The 20,259-nt window shown below is 65.6% G+C and carries 18 protein-coding genes and 3 pseudogenes; 12 read left to right on the top strand and 9 right to left on the bottom strand.

Features of this window, described 5'->3' with window-relative positions; genetic code table 11:
* Positions 1 to 119: 119 nt before the first annotated feature.
* Positions 120 to 2,132, bottom strand: coding sequence for a PAS domain S-box protein (locus tag ACVWW1_RS08630; protein ID WP_456655502.1), 2,013 nt, complete (start codon positions 2,130 to 2,132; stop codon positions 120 to 122).
* 214 nt (positions 2,133 to 2,346) lie between these two features.
* Here ACVWW1_RS08630 and ACVWW1_RS08625 point away from each other — a divergent pair, with 214 nt between their 5' ends.
* Entirely contained in the window at positions 2,347 to 2,535 is a 189-nt protein-coding gene (locus tag ACVWW1_RS08625; RefSeq protein WP_456655501.1) for a hypothetical protein, read from the top strand.
* A 369-nt stretch (positions 2,536 to 2,904) separates the two neighbouring features.
* On the opposite strand, the gene ACVWW1_RS08620 is transcribed toward ACVWW1_RS08625, so the two are convergent.
* A complete protein-coding gene (locus ACVWW1_RS08620; protein ID WP_456655500.1) occupies positions 2,905 to 3,675 on the bottom strand; it encodes a gamma-glutamyl-gamma-aminobutyrate hydrolase family protein in 771 nt (256 codons plus the stop codon).
* A gap of 317 nt (positions 3,676 to 3,992) precedes the next feature.
* Here ACVWW1_RS08620 and ACVWW1_RS08615 point away from each other — a divergent pair, with 317 nt between their 5' ends.
* On the top strand, positions 3,993 to 5,120 hold the full coding sequence (locus ACVWW1_RS08615; RefSeq protein WP_456656642.1) for an AI-2E family transporter: 1,128 nt from the start codon (positions 3,993 to 3,995) through the stop codon (positions 5,118 to 5,120).
* Here the strand turns inward: ACVWW1_RS08615 and ACVWW1_RS08610 are convergent.
* The 5 genes from ACVWW1_RS08610 to ACVWW1_RS08590 form a co-directional block, all read right to left on the bottom strand.
* Positions 5,113 to 5,349: a hypothetical protein gene (locus ACVWW1_RS08610; RefSeq protein ID WP_456655499.1), complete on the bottom strand. Its 237-nt coding sequence runs from the start codon at positions 5,347 to 5,349 to the stop codon at positions 5,113 to 5,115. The genes ACVWW1_RS08615 and ACVWW1_RS08610 overlap by 8 nt on opposite strands.
* 44 nt (positions 5,350 to 5,393) lie before the next feature.
* Positions 5,394 to 6,611, bottom strand: a complete 1,218-nt coding sequence (locus ACVWW1_RS08605; protein ID WP_456655498.1) for a GGDEF domain-containing protein — start codon at positions 6,609 to 6,611, stop codon at positions 5,394 to 5,396.
* Positions 6,612 to 6,857: 246 nt separating this feature from the next.
* Positions 6,858 to 7,334 carry a 30S ribosomal protein S9 gene (rpsI, locus tag ACVWW1_RS08600; RefSeq protein ID WP_092114692.1) on the bottom strand — a complete coding sequence of 159 codons (477 nt, stop codon included), beginning with the start codon at positions 7,332 to 7,334 and terminating at the stop codon, positions 6,858 to 6,860.
* Positions 7,334 to 7,798 carry a 50S ribosomal protein L13 gene (gene rplM / locus ACVWW1_RS08595; RefSeq protein WP_050405657.1) on the bottom strand — a complete coding sequence of 155 codons (465 nt, stop codon included), beginning with the start codon at positions 7,796 to 7,798 and terminating at the stop codon, positions 7,334 to 7,336. The genes rpsI and rplM overlap by 1 nt, the downstream gene beginning before the upstream one ends.
* A 152-nt stretch (positions 7,799 to 7,950) precedes the next feature.
* The gene (locus tag ACVWW1_RS08590) at positions 7,951 to 8,379 is read right to left on the bottom strand and encodes a PaaI family thioesterase (protein WP_456655497.1); all 429 of its coding nucleotides are present in this window, start codon (positions 8,377 to 8,379) and stop codon (positions 7,951 to 7,953) included.
* Between the two features lie 70 nt (positions 8,380 to 8,449).
* Between ACVWW1_RS08590 and ACVWW1_RS08585 the strand changes: the two are divergent.
* From ACVWW1_RS08585 to nadC, 8 genes and pseudogenes are all read left to right on the top strand, one after another.
* Positions 8,450 to 9,279: pseudogene (locus tag ACVWW1_RS08585) on the top strand (enoyl-CoA hydratase).
* 110 nt (positions 9,280 to 9,389) lie between these two features.
* Positions 9,390 to 9,974, top strand: a complete 585-nt coding sequence (locus ACVWW1_RS08580; RefSeq protein WP_207829848.1) for a CoA-binding protein — start codon at positions 9,390 to 9,392, stop codon at positions 9,972 to 9,974.
* Positions 9,975 to 10,122: 148 nt separating this feature from the next.
* Positions 10,123 to 11,404, top strand: a pseudogene (locus ACVWW1_RS08575) (O-acetylhomoserine aminocarboxypropyltransferase).
* Between the two features lie 156 nt (positions 11,405 to 11,560).
* Positions 11,561 to 11,965 carry a hypothetical protein gene (locus ACVWW1_RS08570; protein WP_176530966.1) on the top strand — a complete coding sequence of 135 codons (405 nt, stop codon included), beginning with the start codon at positions 11,561 to 11,563 and terminating at the stop codon, positions 11,963 to 11,965.
* A 14-nt stretch (positions 11,966 to 11,979) separates the two neighbouring features.
* The gene (locus ACVWW1_RS08565; RefSeq protein WP_456655496.1) at positions 11,980 to 12,939 is read left to right on the top strand and encodes an NUDIX hydrolase; all 960 of its coding nucleotides are present in this window, start codon (positions 11,980 to 11,982) and stop codon (positions 12,937 to 12,939) included.
* 54 nt (positions 12,940 to 12,993) lie between these two features.
* Positions 12,994 to 13,980: a quinolinate synthase NadA gene (gene nadA, locus ACVWW1_RS08560; RefSeq protein ID WP_456655495.1), complete on the top strand. Its 987-nt coding sequence runs from the start codon at positions 12,994 to 12,996 to the stop codon at positions 13,978 to 13,980.
* Positions 13,977 to 15,529, top strand: a pseudogene (locus ACVWW1_RS08555) (L-aspartate oxidase). Before nadA ends, ACVWW1_RS08555 begins: the two are co-directional and overlap by 4 nt.
* Positions 15,526 to 16,377, top strand: coding sequence for a carboxylating nicotinate-nucleotide diphosphorylase (gene nadC / locus ACVWW1_RS08550; RefSeq protein ID WP_456655494.1), 852 nt, complete (start codon positions 15,526 to 15,528; stop codon positions 16,375 to 16,377). The pseudogene ACVWW1_RS08555 and the gene nadC overlap by 4 nt, the downstream one beginning before the upstream one ends.
* A 4-nt stretch (positions 16,378 to 16,381) precedes the next feature.
* Here the strand turns inward: nadC and ACVWW1_RS08545 are convergent, their stop codons facing one another.
* Positions 16,382 to 17,467 carry a COX15/CtaA family protein gene (locus ACVWW1_RS08545; RefSeq protein WP_456655493.1) on the bottom strand — a complete coding sequence of 362 codons (1,086 nt, stop codon included), beginning with the start codon at positions 17,465 to 17,467 and terminating at the stop codon, positions 16,382 to 16,384.
* A gap of 193 nt (positions 17,468 to 17,660) precedes the next feature.
* Here ACVWW1_RS08545 and ACVWW1_RS08540 point away from each other — a divergent pair, with 193 nt between their 5' ends.
* On the top strand, positions 17,661 to 17,870 hold the full coding sequence (locus tag ACVWW1_RS08540; RefSeq protein ID WP_050400909.1) for a DUF2842 domain-containing protein: 210 nt from the start codon (positions 17,661 to 17,663) through the stop codon (positions 17,868 to 17,870).
* Here the strand turns inward: ACVWW1_RS08540 and ACVWW1_RS08535 are convergent.
* Positions 17,867 to 18,895, bottom strand: a complete 1,029-nt coding sequence (locus ACVWW1_RS08535) for a polysaccharide deacetylase family protein (protein WP_456656641.1) — start codon at positions 18,893 to 18,895, stop codon at positions 17,867 to 17,869. The two genes, ACVWW1_RS08540 and ACVWW1_RS08535, sit on opposite strands and share 4 nt — an antisense overlap.
* A 168-nt stretch (positions 18,896 to 19,063) precedes the next feature.
* Here ACVWW1_RS08535 and ACVWW1_RS08530 point away from each other — a divergent pair, with 168 nt between their 5' ends.
* Complete coding sequence (locus tag ACVWW1_RS08530; protein ID WP_456655492.1) at positions 19,064 to 20,257, top strand: GNAT family N-acetyltransferase; 1,194 nt, start codon at positions 19,064 to 19,066, stop codon at positions 20,255 to 20,257.
* The last annotated feature ends 2 nt before the right edge of the window (positions 20,258 to 20,259 follow it).

The raw sequence follows: 20,259 nt of genomic DNA, 5'->3' as shown, positions 1-20,259 counted from the left end.
TCCAACGCGTTCACGAAGTCGGGTCGAAAAGCGGCGAAAAAGCCGAAGCGTTCGCGCGCGCCTTCACCCCGACCGGAAATGTTCCAGCTGCCCCGCCCGGCAATCATGAATAAGACGGGCTAGTTCTTCTGAGGCGGGTTCTCGCGCAGGAAGCGTTCCAGATCGGGCTGCACGGAGTAAGGCTGCGGAACCGGATCGCCCTGAAAGTCGACCTGAAGATCGAGGCAGCGCCGCAGCATCCGCGCCAGCTCGCCGCGCCGATAGGGCTTGGTCAGCAGCGGAATGCCATGGCCGCCACGTCCCTGTTGCGCCGGCAGCGCGCCATCGCTGTAGCCCGAGGTGAACAGCACCCGCAGCGCCGGTCGCCCGGCCATCAGCGTCTCCGCCAATTGCCGGCCGTTCATGCTGCCCGGCATTACGATGTCGGTGAACAGGAGATCGAACGCGGTGCCGCGGCTGACGATCTCGAGCGCGGCATCTGCGTTTGCCGCGACCAGCAACTTGTAGCCGAGGCTTTCGAGCTGGCCCGTGACGTAGTCGCGGATCGTCGGGTCGTCCTCGACGCACAGGATGGTCTCGTTGCCGCCCCTGACCGGCAGATCGTCCTCCTCGATCGCGCCCTGCACCGTGCCGTCCGCCTTGGGCAGATAGATCCTGAAGATGGTGCCGCGCCCCTGCTCGCTCTTGACCTCGATCCCGCCGCCGCTCTGCTTGACGAATCCGAACACCATGCTGAGCCCGAGCCCGGTGCCCTGCCCGACCTCCTTGGTGGAGAAGAACGGATCGAAGATCTTCTCCAGATGCGACGGCGAAATTCCGGTACCGGTGTCGGTCACCTCGATCACGAGATGATCGCCGGCGCGCTCGACGCCGTGCGCGACGGCATCGGGAATCCCGAGCTGCATGTTGCGGGTCGCAAAGGTCAGCGTGCCGCCCTCGGGCATCGCATCGCGCGCATTGATGGCGAGATTGACCAGCGCGGCGCCGAGCTGACTGCGGTCGACAAAGGCGAGCCAGGCGTTGCGGCCGAGCTCCGTGCTGATCTCGGTCTGCGACCCCAGCGTCTGCGACAGCAGCCGGACCACTTCGCCGATCAAGTCGTTGACGTCGGTCTCGGCGGGCTGCAACGGCTGCTTGCGCGCGAATGCCAGCAGGCTCGAGGTTAGTTGCGCGCCGCGATCGGCGGCATCGCTGATCAGCTTGGCGATCGCGGCAAGCTGCGGGTTATCCCTGACGCCGTCGGCGAGGATCTCGATCGTGCCGGTGATCACGGTCAGCATGTTGTTGAAGTCGTGCGCGATACCGCCGGTCAACCGCCCGAGCGATTCCGTCTTCTGCGCCTGGATCAACTGCTCTTCGGCGCGCCGGCGCTGGGTGACGTCCCTGACGAAGGAATTGATGATCCAGCCATCGCCGCGGCGCAGCGCATTGAGCGAAACCTCGACATAGAACCGGTGGCCGTCGCGGTGCACGGATGCGGTTTCATAACGCATGCCCATGCCGCCGGCCGCGGTCTCCTGCAGGAAGCGGGTGATCCGCTGCCGGTGTGCAACCCGCAACTCTTCCGGAAAAACCAGTTCGACCACGCGCTGGCCGACCGCCTCGGAGCGCGTCCAGCCGGTCAGCGCCTCGGACTGCGGGCTCCAATCGAGCACGATGCCGTCCTGGTCGGTCTGAACGAAGGCGTCGAGCGCGGTCCTGACGATGGCCTGCGCCATCTGCTCGCTCTCCACCAGCGCCTGATGCGCCTGACGCTCCGCGGTGACATCGCGCAGCACGATGACCGCGCCGCGCAAATTGCCGGCATCGTCGCGCAGCGGCCTGGCGTTGGCGACAAGGCAGACAGCCGGTTCCGCCCGCAGGGGTTTGACGATCAGTTCGCAATCGTCGACGTCATCGCCGCGCAGCGCACGCGCCATCGGCGTCTCCGCGATCGGCATCACAGTCGTGCCGTCAGCATAATAGTTCTGAAAGGTGCGAACGCCGGTCAGGGTGTCAAAACCGGGTTCGACACGGTACAGCCGCCGCGCCGCGGCGTTGACGATCACGATCATCGCATGCTCGTCCGCGACCACCACCGGATCGCGGATGCTCTCGACGGTCTTCTCCAGCAGGTGCTGCCTGCTGCCCAATTGCGCGGACAGTTCGGCAAGCGTCGCAGCGAGCTGAGCGGCCTCGTCGTCGCCACTCGGGCGTTATCGAGACGGGCTCGCCGCGCGACAGCGCCTCCGCCGCCCGCACCAACTGGGCGGGCGTTCTGGACTGCGACCTCGCAATCATCTCAGCCGTCATCAACACCACCGAAACCACACCACCGGCGAGCAGAATGCCCGGCCAGGCGACGCCATGGATAAAGCCCAGCGCGAGCAGGAGTGTGACGACGGGAAGCACCATCCCGGCCGCCAGTCGGCCCGACAAATTCATCCCGACCAACTCACCGTGAGCAGTTGCACCGGAAAATGGAAAAGCAAAACAATATCGGAAAGGATTGTCGGCGCCGGGGCAATATCGGGTGGCTTGCGCCTTCTTGCTTAGCCGAGTCCGGCTCCGCAATCCGCCACTTTCGTATCCGTACAAGTACGGAGAAGGGTCGGTTAGGCGCGGAGGCCGGCGGGGTCGCGTCTCAGATTGAATTTTGTGGCATCAACGCGCCGATCCGGGCCAGCAAAGCCCTAAGTCGCTCCGCTCGAACGCCAGCAGAGCTCGGACGATTCGTGTCGCGAGAATGCGGAAGTGTGACTCATAAACGGTGCCACGCATTCAGCGTCGTGCCTGCGAAAGCAGGGATCAATAACCACCGATGGTCATCGTTGAGCAGCGTTGGAACGACGAGTCCTTTCCACAGCAACCGCCGCGGAGTATGGGTCCCTTGCTTTCGCAGGGACGACAGCGGTGCGGAGGTGCCTACGCCGCCCGCCGGCGCTCGCGCAGTGCGTCGCCGAACGCCTCGAACAGGGCGCGGTTGATCGGATTGCGCTGCGGATCGTATTCGGCGTGCCATTGCACGCCGAGCGCAAAGCCCGGCGCATCGGCGATGCGGATCGCCTCGATGGTGCCATCCTCAGCGATGCCCTCGATCACGACGCGCCTGCCGGGCTCGAGGATGCCCTGGCCGTGCAGCGAATTGACCCGAATGGTCTCGCAGCCGAGGATCCTTGCGAAGGCGCCGCCCGGCGTCAGCGCGACGTCGTGACGGTCGGCGAACACCACGGTGGGATCGGGATGGATCTCGCCGTTCTCCAGCCGCGGCATCCGGTGGTTCATGCGGCCGGGGATCTCGCGGATCTCTGGATGCAGCGAGCCGCCGAACGCGACGTTCATCTCCTGAAGGCCGCGGCAGATACCAAAGATCGGCACGCCGCGCGCGACGCAGGCCACCGACAGCGCCAGCGCGACGTCGTCGCGGTGGATGTCGTAGGGCTCGTGGGCCGCGCACGGTTCGGTGTTGAAGCGGGTCGGATGAACGTTGGCACGGGCCCCGGTCAGCACCACGCCGTCGACCACGTCGAGCAAGGCGCCGACCTCGGTGATTTCGGGGCTGCCCGCGAACATCAAGGGCACGGCACCCGACACCTCGGCAACCGCGCGAAGGTTGCGCTCTCCGACCATTTGGACTGTGAAACGATTTTCAATGCGATGGGCGTTTCCGATCACGCCGACCACGGGCCGTCTCATTATTGAAGTCTCGCGCAATGATTATTCTAAGCTTGCGACTTTGCGGAGACGATCATGCCTTCGAGTTCCTCCCGGATCAACTGCCTATATCTGCACAGGGGACCTTGCAGTCCTGCACAGATTCGCAGCCCTCGGGGCCCCAATCGGCCGGCTGCCCGGCGGTCATGCCCGGTGCCGTGCCGCGTCAGCGGCAAACCGGCACGGCCCGCCCAGCTTGATCCCGGCGGGATTTTCGCCAAAGACTGCCAGACACCGTCGCGAAGGGGGAATCACCCGTGACAGACTTGGCTGACAATCGCCTGCAGGCCCGCAACGACATGGCGTGGGCGATCGCCGTCGGCGGCATCGGCATCGTGTTGTTCGCCGCCCTGTTGACCTTCGCCTGGCAGTTCGCCGCGACCCTGTTCCTGCTGTTCGCGGGCATGCTGCTCGGGGTCGCCCTCAATGCCATGACCACCCTGCTCGGCCGGCTGACCGCGCTGCCTCACGCATTGCGGCTTGCGATCGTCTGCCTGGCGATGGCGGGACTGTTGTCCGGCATCGTGTTCCTCGGCGGCGCCACCATCGCGCAGCAGGCCACGGTGTTGAGCAACACGATCAAATCGCAGCTCGGCAGCGTCAAGGAGTTCCTCGAGCAGCATGGTGTCGACACCAGCTATCTCGATTTCACCAACGCCGCTGGCGAGACAAAGCCGGAAGGCACCGCCGTGACGACGACAACAACGACGCCGGCAGCGCCCCAATCGCATGGCATCCCCGGCGCCGGCGCGCTGGCTTCCAGCGGCGGCGCGATCATCAGTCAGACGCTGAAGGTGCTGCTCGGCACCGTCAGCGTCGTCGGCAATTTCTTCATCGTGCTGTTCCTCGGGCTCGCCTTCGCGGCCCAACCGAGCATCTACCGCGCCGGATTGCTGTTCATCGCGCCGGCCAAATACCGCGCCCAGGCGACCGTCATCGTCGACCGCATCGGCGAGACGCTTGAGCGCTGGCTGATCGCGCAGATCATCACTATGACCGCGGTGTTCCTCGTCACCTGGATCGGGCTTGCCATCATCGGAATTCCGAGCTCGTTCATCCTCGGCATCCAGGCCGGCCTGCTCGCCTTCATCCCGACGGTCGGCGCGATCCTTGGCGGACTGATCGTGGTGCTGGCGAGCCTCGCCACGGGGTGGATCGCGGCGCTGTCGGCCTTCATCCTGTTCCTCGGCGTCCACGCGCTGGAAAGCTACGTGCTGACGCCGATCATCCAGCGCCAGGCGCTCGACATCCCGCCGGCAACGCTGTTCGCGTTCCAGATCCTGCTCGGCGTCGTGTTCGGCATCTGGGGGCTCGCGCTGGCGCTGCCGCTGATGGCGATCGCCAAGGTGATGATCGACCACTTCAAGGCCGAGGATCAGGCGCCGGCGCAGACGCCCGCTCCGTCGAACGTGCCGCAGCTCAGTTGAAGAGCAGGATGGTACCGACAACCATCCGCACCACGCCGACCAGCATCACGATCGGCCAGCGGCGCCTCGGCGGTTGGTATCGTCCCTGCGCGCGGCGTTCGGCGATCAGCGCGGTCTCGTATTCATCGGAGTCCGAGAACAGGCAGGCGAAGCCGCCGCGCGCCGAAGCCGCGTCGGCTTCGAGCGACATCAGGGCTGATTGCGGATTGCGGGTGCTGATCGACTCCATGCCCGAAAGCATGGGATCGAACGGTTAACCAGTCGTTACTGCGCTCACGCACGGGCAGGCGCCGGCTTTTGCCGCGCCGATGCCGGCAGGCCCGCGGTCTTGCGCCGCCAGTTCTCCAGCGACAGCGGCAATTCTTCCGCGGCCTCGACGCGGTTGCGGCCGCCGCGCTTGGCCTGATAGAGCGCGGTGTCGGCCGAGGCCAGCAGCACCTCGAGCTCGGTCCCGGCGGGTCCACCGGCCACGCCGATGCTGACCGTGGTGTCGACCGCGCCGTCCTCGCAGGTGATGTTGCTGTTCTCGAACGCCTCACGCACGCGCTCGGCGACCAAGACGCCCTCCTCCAGCGAGCAAGGCAGCAGCGCCGCGAATTCCTCGCCGCCGATCCGGCCCGACAGATCGCTGATCCTGAGGCTGTTGACCACCACGGCGGAGAACAGTTTCAGGATCTCGTCACCGGCGGGATGGCCGAACCGGTCGTTGATCGACTTGAAGTGGTCGATGTCGAAGATCATCACGGTGACGGGCCGGCCGGCAACGGCCTCCCGCTCGATCACCCGCGTGCAGGCCTCGGTGAAGCCGCGGCGGTTGAGCATGCCGCTCAACGGATCGATCGACGCGGCCGTCTTGTGCACGGCGACCGCGCGGTCCGACACCATCATGAAGATCACGAACACCGTGCCGATCGCGTACAGCACGAGTTCGATCGAGAACAGCGTGACCCAGAAGCTGCTGACAAAGTTCTGGCCGTTTAGTCGCAGCACGTCGCCGACTAGGATCGGCAGCATCAGGACGCAGCCATGAGCGACCGGGATCGCGATCGCAATCCAGCGCCTCTGCATCGCGCGGCGGCGCTCGCTCCAGAGTTCGGAGGCGGTCAGCGCGGCGTAGATCGCGACGATCCCGGCGCCGATCGTCAGGCGCATCGCCGGATCCGCGACTGATGTCACGGCGCCGATCCACACGATCGGGCCGAGCACGAGACCCGGCAGGTTGGCCTTGCGGCCGTGGAAGATGCGCGCGGCATTCCAGACCATGCCGCAGGCGGCGAAGCCGATCGCATTGAGACCCAGCAAGACGAGCGGATCGAGCGTCGAGCTGCCGACCGTCCAGAGCGCGACGGAGGCCGCGCCGAGCAGATAGGCGGTGCCCCACCATTTCAGCGCGGCGATGTTCTCCTGCCTGCCAAACAACCAGAGCATGGCGCCGAGCATGCCCGCAACCATGGTGGCGAACAGATAAAGCGTCGATGGATCGAACGACATAGTGTCACCCCAGCCCGGTGATGCAACGTTCGCAGGCGCAAATAATACGGTGATGCAGCGCCAGTGCGAGCCCGCAAGCTAGAAGGCCCGAGTTCCAATTTCGTTTGCACGCACACGCAAGTTTTCATGAAAAACTGCGCTAATTCGCGTCGAAGCACGCCAGGCTTGGCGCAGCAAAAAGGGCGCCTCGCGGCGCCCTCTGCAACTCGATGCACGCGGCAATTGCCGCGAATTTGACAACCCGAATTAGCGCTTCGAGAACTGGAAGGACTTGCGGGCCTTGGCCTTGCCGTACTTCTTGCGCTCGACCGTACGGGAGTCACGGGTCAGGAAGCCGCCCTTCTTGAGGACGCCGCGCAGCTCGGGCTCGAAGTTGGTCAGCGCCTTCGAGATGCCGTGGCGGACCGCACCGGCCTGGCCGGAGAGACCGCCGCCGGCGACGGTGCAGATCACGTCGTACTGGCCGTTACGGGCGGCAGCGACCAGCGGCTGCTGGATCATCATGCGCAGCACCGGGCGGGCGAAGTAGATTTCGATGTCGCGGGTGTTGACCGAGATCTTGCCGGCGCCCGGCTTGATCCAGACGCGGGCGACCGCGTCCTTGCGCTTGCCGGTGGCGTAAGCGCGGTTGAACTTGTCGACCTTCTTGACGTACTTCGGCGCGTCGGGAGCGGCCGGCTTGACCTGCGAGAGCTGATCGAGGGACTGCAAAGTATCGGACATTATGCGGCCCTCGTGTTCTTGCGATTCAGGGAGGCGATATCGACCTTCTCGGGGCTCTGGGCCTCATGCGGATGCTCGGCACCCGGATAGACGCGCAGATTGCCCATCTGCATGCGGCCGAGCGGACCGCGCGGGATCATGCGCTCGATCGCCTTCTCGACGACGCGCTCGGGGAAGCGACCCTCGAGGATCTGCTTCGCAGTGCGCTCCTTGATGCCACCGATGAAGCCGGTGTGCTTGTAGTAGACCTTCTGGTCGCGCTTGCGACCGGTCAGCACCACATGCGCGGCGTTGACGATGATGACATTGTCGCCGCAATCGACATGCGGGGTGTAGGTAGGCAAGTGTTTGCCGCGCAGGCGCATCGCGACGAGCGTGGCGAGACGACCGACGACCAGACCCTTGGCGTCGATCACGACCCACTTCTTCGTCACTTCGGCGGGCTTGGCCGAGAACGTGCTCATGTGTGAAATCCGTGAAAAGGAAATCGGCGCCGTATGCGCCGAACTGGCGGCTTTCTAGAGAAGGTGCGGCCGCGCGTCAACGTCGGCGCGCGCGATTTATATCAACGAAAACAATAGCTTGAAAATATGGTGCGATAATACCGGAAAAAAGCCTATTGAGTTGGAATGGAATAGGTCGCCGTGACATGGGCGATCGGATCGGGCGAGGTGCCGGACAGCAGGTTCACTTCACCGACCGCAAGCCGCTTGCCGAGCTTGAGCAGCTTGGCGACCGCGAGCACGTCCTGCCCCGGCTGCCCCTTGCGCAGGAAGTTGATGTTGAGGTTGGTGGTGACGGCAAGGCCGATCGGCCCGATGGCCGACAATAGCACCACATACATCGCGAAATCCGCCAGCCCCATCAGGGTCGGTCCGGACACCGTGCCGCCCGGCCGCAGCATGCGCTCGCTGAAACGCTGGCGCAGCAGGGCCGTCTCGCCGTCGGCGCTTTCGATCCTGATGTCGTCGTGGGTGAACGCCTGCGGAAATTCCTTGCGCAGAAACTCCTCCAGATCAGCCACGCTCATTTTCGCAATCGCCATGCCGCCCCTGCCCTCGCTTCAGCCTGCCTGTTACATTAAGTTGTCATACAGACCAAAGTGGAATTTCACCATGTCCGCCCAAGCCGCCCGCGCAGAAGCGCCGCAAGACCATCCGATCCTGCTGCGCGAGACCGTCGGCAGTATCGCGCTACTGACGCTCAATCGCCCCGCGGCCCGCAACAGCCTCTCCGAGGGCCTGATCGGCGAGTTGCACGCGGCGCTGAACGATATCGGCGCTGACAGGAGCATCCGTGCCGTCGTGCTCGCCGCCAACGGCCCGGCCTTCTGCGCCGGCCATGACCTCAAGGAGCTCACCGCGCGCCGCACCGATGCCGACCGCGGCCGCGCCTATTTCGCGGAGATCATGAACGCCTGCAGCGCGATGATGCAGGCGATCGTGCACCTGCCAAAGCCGGTGGTCGCCTCCGTTCAGGGCATCGCCACCGCGGCGGGCTGTCAGCTCGTCGCGAGCTGCGACCTCGCGGTCGCCTCCGAGGCGGCGGCGTTTGCGACGCCGGGCGTCGACATCGGGCTGTTCTGCTCGACGCCGATGGTGGCGCTGTCGCGCAACGTGCCGCGCAAGCAGGCGATGGAGATGCTGCTGACCGGTGAACCGGTCTCGGCGGCAACGGCGCAGAGCATCGGCCTCGTCAACCGCGTGGTATCGGCCGGCACCGAACGCGACGCCGCGATCGCGTTGGCCGAGAAGGTCGCGCTGAAATCGGCCTACACCGTCAAGCTCGGCAAGGAGGCATTCTATCGCCAGGCCGAGATGAGCCTCGCGGACGCCTATCGCTTCGCGCGGCCGAGGTGATGACCGAGAACATGATGGCGCGCGACGCCGAGGAAGGCATCGGCGCCTTCATCGAGAAGCGCGACCCGAAGTGGCAGGACAAATAACCTTCGTCATTGCGAGCGGAGCGAAGCAATTCACCTTTCCATGCGACGATAGAACGGATTGCTTCGTCGCTACGCTCCTCGCAATGACGTCACCGGACAATTGATCAGAAATGAACCACGACGCCTACGACGACAACTACATCCGCAGCATCCTGAACAACGTGAAATCGATCGCGATGGTCGGCGCCTCGCCGGTCAATGTGCGGCCGAGCTACTTCGCGTTCAAATATCTGGCGCAGCGCGGCTACGACATGATCCCGGTCAACCCCGGCCATGTCGGCAAGGCGCTGATGGGCAAGCCGTTCGTCGCATCGCTCGCGGACATCGATCGCCCGATCGACATGATCGACATCTTCCGCAATTCGAGCCACATCATGCCGGTCGTCGAGGAGGCGCTGAAATTGTCGCCGCTGCCGAAGGTGATCTGGATGCAGCTCGGCGCACGCGACGATGCCGCCGCCGAGAAGGCGGAAGCCGCGGGTCTCAAGGTGGTGATGAACCGCTGCCCGAAGATCGAGTATGGCCGGCTGTCGTCGGAGATCTCCTGGATGGGCGTCAATTCGCGCACGCTGAGTTCCAAGCGCGCGCCGATCCCGACGCAGGGCATGCGGCTGTCGCTCAACCGCATGAGCGTCGGGGGCGGCCAGACTGCGGCATCCGACCGCGCCGCAAAAAACAAAACCGAGACGAGCTGACGTTCAGCGGAATAATCGTCGCGATCATCCGGTCAAGCGCAGCACACCCGTTTCAAACCGCGGCGCGCGCGCCGACGCAGCTTGACGGCGAGCGTCGTCGCCATCAGCATGCCGCGCGTTTCGACCAGGCCACAACAGGACACAAAGAATGACCGATCGCCTTCCGGGATTTTCCACCCTCGCCGTGCACGCCGGCGCACAGCCTGATGCCCACCACCGGCGCGCGGGCGACGCCGATCTACCAGACCACGTCATTCGTCTTCAACGACGCCGACCATGCGGCTTCGCTGTTCGGCCTGCAGGCATTCGGCAACATCTATACCCGCATCGGCAACCCGACCAACGCCGTGCTCGAGGAACGCGTCGCAGCGCTCGAAGGCGGCACGGCGGCACTTGCGGTTGCCTCCGGCCACGCCGCGCAGCTCGTCGTGCTGCAGCAGCTGATGAGGCCCGGCGACGAGGTGATTGCGGCACGCAAGCTCTACGGCGGCTCGATCAACCAGTTCACCCACGCCTTCAAGGCGTTCGGCTGGAACGTGGCCTGGGCTGATCCCGACGATATCGCTAGCTTCGAACAGGCGGTGACGCCGCACACCAAGGCGATCTTCATCGAATCGATCGCCAATCCGGCCGGCAGCATCACCGACATCGAGGCAATCGCAGCCGTCGCGCGCAAGGCCGGCGTGCCGCTGATCGTCGACAACACGCTGGCCTCGCCCTATCTGATCAAGCCGATCGACCACGGTGCCGACATCGTCGTGCACTCCCTGACCAAGTTCCTCGGCGGCCACGGCAACTCGCTCGGCGGCATCATCGTCGACGCCGGCACCTTCGACTGGTCGAAGGACAACAAATATCCGATGCTGAGCGAGCCGCGCCCGGAATATCACGGCATCCGGATCCAGGAGACCTTTGGCAATTTCGCCTTCGCGATCGCCTGCCGCGTGCTCGGCCTGCGCGACCTCGGTCCCGCGCTGTCGCCGTTCAACGCCTTCATGATCCTCACCGGAATCGAGACGCTGCCGTTGCGCATGCAGAAGCACTGCGACAATGCCAAGGCGGTGGCGGAATTCCTCTCCACCCACCCGGCCGTGTCGGCCGTGAACTATGCCGGCCTGCCTGGCGACAGGTACAACGCCCTGCAGCGCAAATACGCGCCGAAGGGCGCCGGCGCGGTGTTCACCTTCAGCCTCAAGGGCGGCTACGACGCGGGCGTCAACCTGGTGTCGAACCTGAAGCTGTTCTCGCATCTCGCCAATGTCGGCGACACCCGCTCGCTGGTGATCCACCCGGCCTCCACCACCCATAGCCAGCTCGACGACGCCGCCAAGGTGAAGTCGGGCGCGGCGCCCGAGGTGGTGCGGCTGTCGATCGGCATCGAGGACAAGGAAGACCTGATCGCGGACCTCGACCAGGCCCTGCGCGCCTGATCCCGACATTGGTTCCGGAGCGGTGCACCCGCATCGCTCCGGCAACCTTGCCCGAACGACCGTCTCGTTAACGCTTAATACCGACAGGTCTCTCGTTAACGCTCAATCCGGCATAAAGTGGCAGTGATAGGCTCCGGATGATTCGGGAGACCATTGATGCTGCGCTGGATATTGCCGCTCGCGATCGCGCTGTTTGCGATTTCGTCTGCTGACGCCGCCGACGGCCCTGTCGTCACCAAACGCGCCACCGTCAAGGCCGCGCGCCAGCTGCCGGCCGGCCTGCCGCGCCGGCACTACGCCTACCGCACCACCATCACGCAGCCGACCTATGTGCGGCGCGGACGCCAGCTGGTGGTCGTCGAGCCCGAAGTGATCCCGCTCAACGCAGAGCCGTATATCCCGTTCGTGCCGGGCGAACCGCTGCTGCCGGGGTCATCGTCGCTGCCCGGCTATTACGGCAACTGGCATTCCTACAACTATCTCGGCCCGTATTACGGCGGCGCCTATGTCGACTACTGGGATCGCCTGCCCTACGCCTGCGGCGTCTACGGCTACTGCTAGCCCGGGACGCGCGCGTGGCCAGATCGCCGCAGAAGAAAACCAGCGCACCGGCTTCGGGCAACGCGGTGACCGCCGACCTCGTCGCGGTGCTGGTCGCCGTGACCGACGGCACGCCGAAGATCATGACCATCGCCGGCGGCTCCGCGCTGCCGAGCGGCCCGTTCGAGTTCACCCACCGTTCGCTGCAGACCGCGTTGCGGGCGTGGGTCGAAGCGCAGACCGGCCATCCGCTCGGCTATGTCGAGCAGCTCTACACCTTTGCCGACCGCGGCCGGTCCGGCGACGCCAGGACGCCGCATAGCGTCTCGATCAGCTATCTCGGCCTGACCCGCGAGGACCAGGTCGGCGAAGGTTTCGAGGCACATTGGTCCGGCTGGTACGACTATTTCCCCTGGGAGGATCATCGCGCCGGCGCGCCGGTCTGCCTTGCAAAGATGATCGCGCCGAAGCTGAAGACGTGGGCGAAGTCGGCCCCGTCACCCACGCTGCAGCGCGAGCGCTGGCAGCGCTGCGCGATCACCTTCGGTCTCGATGACCGCGACTGGAACGAAGAACTTGTGTTGCAGCGCTACGAATTGCTGTACGAGGCGTTGCTGATCTCGGAAGCTGGACGCGCGCATGACCGCGAGGCGCCAATCGTGCCGGGCAAGCCGATGACGGCGGATCATCGCCGCATCCTCGCAACCGGGATCGCGCGGCTGCGCGCCAAGATCAAATACCGCCCGGTGGTATTCGAGTTGATGCCGGCCGAGTTCACCCTGCTGCAACTGCAACGCAGTGTTGAAGCGCTCGCAGGCCGGCTGGTCCACAAGCAGAACTTCCGCCGGCTCATCGAGCAGCAGGAACTCGTTGAAGAGACTGGTGCAATGGCCGCCGATACCGTCGGACGGCCGGCCAAGCTGTTCCGCTTCCGCCATGCCGTATTGGCCGAACGGGCCGTCGTCGGCACCAAGCTTCCGCTTTCGCGCTCTTGACACGCCTTATGCTCAGGATAAGTATAAGCCATCTTATGCTCAAGGAGAGTATAAATGGTTGCACTCGATACCGATCTGCTCACCCGCACCGCGCCGCTCTATGAGCGCGTCAAGCGCGTCGTCCCACCGTTCGAATGGGCCACTTTCGCCGAGGATGTCGATGCGATCCTCGACCTGAAGCGCCGCCGCAACGCGGTGGTGCTGGCGCACAACTACCAGACGCCGGAGATCTTCCACGGCGTCGCCGACATCGTCGGCGACAGTCTCTTGCTCGCGCGTGAAGCGACCAAGGTCGACGCCGACATCATCGTGCTCGCCGGCGTGCACTTCATGGCCGAGACAGCGAAGCTGTTGAACCCGGCCAAGACCGTGTTGATCCCCGACCTCAAGGCCGGTTGCTCGCTGGCGGATTCCATCACGGCACAGGACGTGCGGCTGATGCGCGCGCGCTACCCGGACGCGCCTGTTATCGCCTATGTCAACACCTCGACCGCGGTGAAGGCCGAGTCCGACATCTGCTGCACGTCAGGCAATGCGCTCAAGGTGGTGGAATCGCTCGGCGCCGAACGCGTCATCATGCTGCCGGATGAATATCTGGCGCAGAACATCGCCAAGCAGACCAGCAAGAAGATCATCGCCTGGAAGGGCCATTGCGAGGTGCACGAACTGTTCACCGCCGATGACGTGCGCCAGCTGCGTGAAAATTATCCCGACGTCACCATCCTGGCGCATCCGGAATGCCCGCCCGAGGTCGTCGCCGAAGCGGACTTTTCGGGGTCGACGGCTGCGATGCAGTCTTTTGTCGAGACCAAACGTCCGCCGCGCGTCGTGCTGCTGACGGAATGCTCGATGAGCGACAACATCGCGGCCAGCAATCCCGATGTCGACTTCGTCCGCCCCTGCAATCTCTGTCCGCACATGAAGCGGATCACGCTGAAGAACATCCGCCACGCGCTGGAGACCAATCAGCACGAGGTCACGATCGACCCCGCGATCGCCGCGCGCGCGCGCGAGAGCGTCGAAAGGATGCTGGCAATATGAGGACCGATATCTCCGATCTCAACGGCCGCCCGGTGATCATCGGCGGCGGCGCCGCGGGACTGATGACCGCGCTTCAGCTCGCGCCCGAGCCGGTCGTGCTGCTGTCGAAATCGCCGCTCGGCGCCGAAGCATCCAGCATGTGGGCGCAGGGCGGTCTCGCCGCGCCGGTCGGCGCGGATGACACTCCTGCCCTCCATCTCGCCGACACGCTTGCGGCCGGCGCCGGCCTCTGTGATGCGGCCGCAGCATCCCGGATCGTTCATGCCGCGCCTGCCGCCGTGGAGCATCTAGCCGAGCTCGGCGTCGCCTTCGACCGGCGCGCCGACGGCAGCTGGCGCCTCGGGCTCGAGGCCGCGCACGGCCGCAACCGCATCGTGCACGCCACCGGCGACGGCACCGGCCGCGAGATCATGCGGGCGCTGATCGCCACGGTCCGCCAGACGCCGTCGATCACCTTGCTGGAAGGCGTCGAGGCGCGGCGGCTGCTGGTCAAGGACAATGCGGTCAGGGGCGTGCTCGCAGCCAGCGACCGCGGCGCGTTGACGATCGCGACCAACCGCGTCGTGATCGCGACCGGCGGCATCGGTGGGCTGTTTTCAGACAGCACCAACCCGGGCGGATGTTTCGGCCAAGGGCTCGCGCTCGCGGCCCATGCCGGCGCAAAACTGTCGGATCTCGAATTCGTGCAGTTTCATCCGACCGGCCTTCGATGGGCCGTCACGGCCGATGCCACTGTTGACCGAGGCGATCCGCGGCGATGGCGCGACCCTGATCGACGAGACCGGCCGACGCTTCATGGCCGATCAGCCCGACGCCGAGCTCGCGCCACGCGACATCGTCGCGCGCGCCGTCTGGCACCATCGCGCCGCAGGACACCGCACCTTCCTCGATGCGCGCAAGCATCCGGGCGCGGACTTCGCGCAGCGCTATCCCGTGATCAGCGCGTTCTGCAAGATGGCGGGCATCGATCCCGCCAATGATCCGATCCCGATCCGACCGGCGGTCCACTACCACATGGGCGGCATCGCGGTTGACGGCCATGGCCGCAGCACGGTGCAGGGCCTGTGGGCCTGCGGCGAGGCCGCGCGCACCGGGCTGCACGGCGCCAACCGGCTCGCCAGCAACTCGCTGATGGAAGCGATCGTCTGTGCGCGCTGGGTCGCCGAAAGCATCGAAGGCGTCAGCGCAGGTCCGCGCGCGATGGCTGAGCGACGACCCGCTGTCGCCCGCCGCCGATCCTTCCGCCGTGCGTCCGATCCTCACCCAGGGGCTCGGCGTGCTTCGCGACCACGACGGCATTGCACGCGCGATCCGCGGCCTCTATCCGCTCGCGCGTAGTCCCGGTGGGGCATCCGACGCAGCATTGGTCGGACTGATGATCGCGGTTGCCGCCATCAGGCGCGAGGAAAGCCGCGGCGGTCATTTCCGCACCGATTTCCCGCACACCGCTTTGTCGGCGGCGCCGTCTTCCCTGACCCGTGCCGAGGCGCTCGCCGCCGTGCACGACATCGTTGAATCCAAGCTACCAGCCAGGAGTGCCCGCTCATGACCCTCAATCCCCTGTTGCCGCTGCTGTATGAGCCGATCGTGCAAACCGCCTTGCGCGAGGATCTCGGCCGCGCCGGCGATATCACAGCAGACGCCATCGTGCCGGCCAGCCAGCAGGCCCGGCTGGTGATGCGGGCGCGGCAGCCCGGCGTGATCGCCGGGCTCGACATCGCACGGTCAGCCTTCCAGACAGTGTCGCCGGCGATCGAGCTCCGTACCGAGCGGCCTGACGGCAGCGCGGTCGAACCCGACCAGGTGATCGCGATCATCGACGGTCCGGCGCGCAGCCTGCTGACCGCGGAGCGCACCGCGCTCAACTTCCTCTGCCATCTGAGCGGCGTCGCGACCGCAACCGCCACGCTGGTCAAGGCTGTCGCAGGTACGCGCGCGCAGATCGTCTGCACCCGCAAGACCACGCCGGGGCTTCGTGCGCTGGAGAAATATGCGGTGCGCGCCGGCGGCGGCGGCAATCACCGCTTCGGTCTCGACGACGCCGTGCTGATCAAGGACAACCACATCGCGCTCGCCGGCGGCATCCGCCCCGCGATCGAACGTGCCAAGGCCAATACCGGTCATCTTGTGAAGATCGAGGTCGAGGTCGACACGCTGGCGCAGCTTGAAGAGGTGCTGGCACTCGGCGTCGACGCGGTCCTGCTCGACAACATGACGACCGAGCAGCTCAGCCAGGCGGTGGCGATGGCGCGCGGCAAGGCGCTCACCGAAGCCTCCGGCCGCATCACGGCTGCGACCGCCGCGGCGATCGCCGCCACCGGCGTTGATTTGATCTCGGTCGGCTGGGTGACCCACAGCTCGGCCGCGCTGGATATCGGGCTCGACTATTTGTCCTGACGGACTAAAGCGACTGGCCGACCGGAACGAGGGTCGGCTGGTCCCGTTCGGTCCGGCGCGCAGCGAGGCGCTCGGCCTGCAACACCGCCAATGTCAGCACGACGATCGCGACCGCCTGGTGCGTCAGCGCCAGATCGATCGGCACCTGATGCAGCAGCGTCAGGATGCCGAGCGTCGCCTGCAGCGTGATCGCCGCCACCAGCCACCATGCGCCCGCTATCACCGCACTTCCGGCGCGCACACCCACCGCATCGATCGCATGCGCGATCGCCAGCGCGAACAGCAGGTAAGCGGTCATGCGATGCTCGAACTGCACCGTCAGCGTGTTGTCGAACAGATTGCGCCACCACGGCGTCTCGAACCACAGCCGGTCAGCCGACGGAATCAAGCCACCGTCGATCTCAGGCCAGGTGTTGTAGACCCGGCCTGCGCGCAGGCCCGCGACCAGCGCGCCGAAATAGAGCTGAACGAAGGTCAGCACGAGCAGCACGGCGCTCGTGATCTTCAGCCTGAGTGGCGCAATCACGGATGGACGATCCGTCAAGCGCCGCAGCGTCCAGACGATCGCCGCGAAGATCAGGAGCGCCAGCACCAGATGCGTCGCCAGCCGATATTGCGACACCTCGACGCGCTCCGAGAGGCCGGACGCCACCATCCACCAGCCGACGCCGCCCTGCAGCGCACCGAGACCGAAGATCACCCACAGCCGCCGGCCGAGCTCGCCGCTCACCGCGCCGCGCCACAGGAAATACAGGAACGGCAGCAGATAGGCAGCGCCGATCACCCGGCCGAGCAGCCGGTGGCTCCACTCCCACCAGAAGATCGTCTTGAACTGATCGAGCGTCATCCCGGCGTTGAGCTCGCGATATTGCGGGATGGTCTTGTAGCCCTCGAAGGCCTTCGTCCACTGCGCCTCGGTCAGGGGCGGCAGCGCGCCGGTCACCGGCTTCCATTCGACGATCGACAGGCCGGACTCGGTGAGTCGCGTGGCGCCGCCGACCAAGACCATCAGCGCGATCAGGGCCGCGACCGCGATCAGCCAGACCCTGACGGCGCGGAGCTGCGATGGTTGTGCGGAAATACCGGCCATTTCGCCCTGACTTGATTGGATTTTCGGGCCCCTTATAGTCCGGCCCGCAAGCGGCGCAAGCGCCGCCTGAGGCCTCGTTCCGATCGGTCGGAACGAGGCCTCAGCAATCTTTTGTTTTGACGCGTTTTCTTTGCGCGAACCGGTGTCCGCTTCGCTCGAAAACGCTCTGGATCACGAGTCATACATATCCGCCATGGCCATACGCACCCGCAAATTGCTCGGAACCATCGCCCTGCTCATCCTGGTCGTGGTGTGGTCGCTGCTTGGTATGACGGTGGCCCAGACCCCGTGGCTCGCCAATTCGGGGCTGCTGCAGGCGATCTTCTACGTCGTCGCGGGCCTCGGCTGGGTGCTGCCGGCGATGCCGATCGTCTCCTGGATGTCGCGGCCCGACCGCGCCTAGATCGCGCCCTCGTCGCGCGCACGCCGCGTTGGCCGCACCGGTGCGAACATCACACCCGAGAGCAGCACGCGCATCATCCGCAGCGAGCGCACGCGGCCGTCCCATGCGATGCGCGGCAGTGCGTGGAGGTTGGTGCGCCCTTGCGCCTCGACCACACCTGATATGGTCGACACCGCGCTGGCGAAGCCGGCCTCCTCGGCCATCACGACATGCGGACGGCGGAACGCGTCGCGGTCCCCGAACGGGAATGCGAAATGCTTGATCGGCCGCCGCAGCGCGCTCTCGGCGACCGCCTTTCCCATCGCCATCTCGCGTTGCGCGTCGGCATCCCTGAGGCTCGACAGGACGGAATAGTTCACCGTAGCGCTGCCGAACGTCACGTTCGGATCAGCCGCAAGCTTCGCCAGATCCGTCCAGTCGAGCGACGCGCCGCGTGACAATTGCGCCGCATCGGCCGAATAGCGCCGGCCGAGATCGTTCACCGCATAGGACAGATCGGACGGCGACAGCTTGCGCAGCCAGCCGGACAGGAAATCGAACAGCTCGTATTTGTCCGACAGGCTCGAGACCACGAAATGCCGCTCCCTGCCATCGATCATCAGGCTGATGCGGCTCTCGCGCGCGATGATGTCCTCAAGCACCAGCCACCACGCCGTGCCCACGCCGTCCGGGAAAGCCGTCGGCAGATAGAGGGTGAAGGGGACGCGGTGCCTGGCGAGCACGGGATAGCCATGCGTGACGAAGTCCTTGGTCGCACCGTCGAAGCTCAGGCAAACAAAGCGGCGGCGCTCCGGCAGGGTCACCGCGCGGCGGCAGGCCTCGTCGATCCCGACGATGTCGTACTTCCAGCGCTTCAGCGCGCGGAGCGTGCGATCGAGGAAGGCAGGCGTGATCTCCTGGGATTTCAGCGGCTGAAACCGGCCCCGGCGCGCAGGACGGACGCGCGCGAAGCGCAGGATCACCCCGGCGCCCCCGGCCTCGTGTTCCCGCAGCCTGAAGGCGCCGCTGAAATAGGCGAGCTCCATCCGGGCCCGCCGCAAAATCCCGTTGTCCGGCGTCAAGATCCCCGCCTCTGGCCGGCGGTTCCCACACCCCGCCGCGGCATTGTTATTACTCTTTGTTGACATTTCCCTGCGAAGGTCGGCCGCAGCCGAGACCTGTAAATTAATACCTTAAAAAATTTGGGCTCCGAGATGATCATGGCGGCGGCAGTTGAAGGCCAGACGGCGGGGACGCGACCATGGCCGAACGCAATCCGCGTCGCCGGCGTCGACATCTTTCATGACCTCACTGCGGCCGAGGCGACCTGGCGCAGTCTCGAGACACCGCAACACAGCTACACGCCCTATCAGCGCTTCGATTTCCTCGCCAACTGGCAGCGCCGGGTCGGCGAGCGCGAGGGCCTGCGGCCCTTCATCGTCGTCGCTCATGACAGCGAACGCCGGCCGCTGCTGCTGTTGCCGCTCGCCGTCGAGCAGCGCCTGGGCGCGAGCTGCGCGGGCTTCATGGGCGGCAAGCATGCAACCTTCAACATGGCGCTGTACGACAAGGACTTCGCCGCCAACGCAACCGAGGCCGACATCACGGCGCTGACCGGATCGATCGCCGAGCGGTCTCGCGTCGACGCGCTCGTGCTGTGTCAGCAGCCGCTGCGCTGGCAGGACCAGCCCAATCCGCTGGCGTTGCTGCCGCACCAGGCTGCGGTGAACGACTGCCCGCTGCTGATCATCGAGCCCGGCGCGGCACCCGCGGCACTGATCAGCAACTCTTTCCGCCGCCGCCTCAAGGGCAAGGAGCGCAAGCTGCAGGCGCTGCCCGGCTACCGCTACCATGTCGCAAGCGACAGCGCCGACGTCTGCCGCCTGCTCGACTGGTTCTTCCGCGTCAAGCCGCAGCGCATGGCCGAGCAGAAACTGCCCGACGTGTTCGCCGAGCCCGGCGTCGAGCAGTTCATTCGCAGCGCCTGCCTTGCGCCGCGCGCCGACGGCAAGGGCTACGCGATCGACATCCACGCCCTGGAGTGCGACGAGGAAGTGATCGCGATCTTCGCCGGCGTCTCCGACGGTCATCGGTTCTCGATGATGTTCAACACTTACACGATGTCGGCGAATTCCAAGTTCAGCCCCGGCCTGATCCTGATGCGCGACATCATCGATCGCCACGCCGGCCTGAACTACCGCGCCTTCGACCTCGGAATCGGCTCGGACGAGTACAAGCGGCTGTTCTGCAAGGACGACGAAGCGATCGTCGACAGCTTCATTCCGCTCAGCCTGCGCGGCAAGCCGGCGGCAAGCGCGCTGTCGGCCATCAGCCGCGCCAAGCGCGCCGTGAAGCAAAATCCGGCGCTGTTCGAAATCGCGCAGAACCTGCGCAGCATGTTCCGCTGAGC

Source organism: Bradyrhizobium sp. JR3.5 (assembly GCF_054057015.1).
This window is presented reverse-complemented; position numbering and strand designations above follow the sequence as displayed.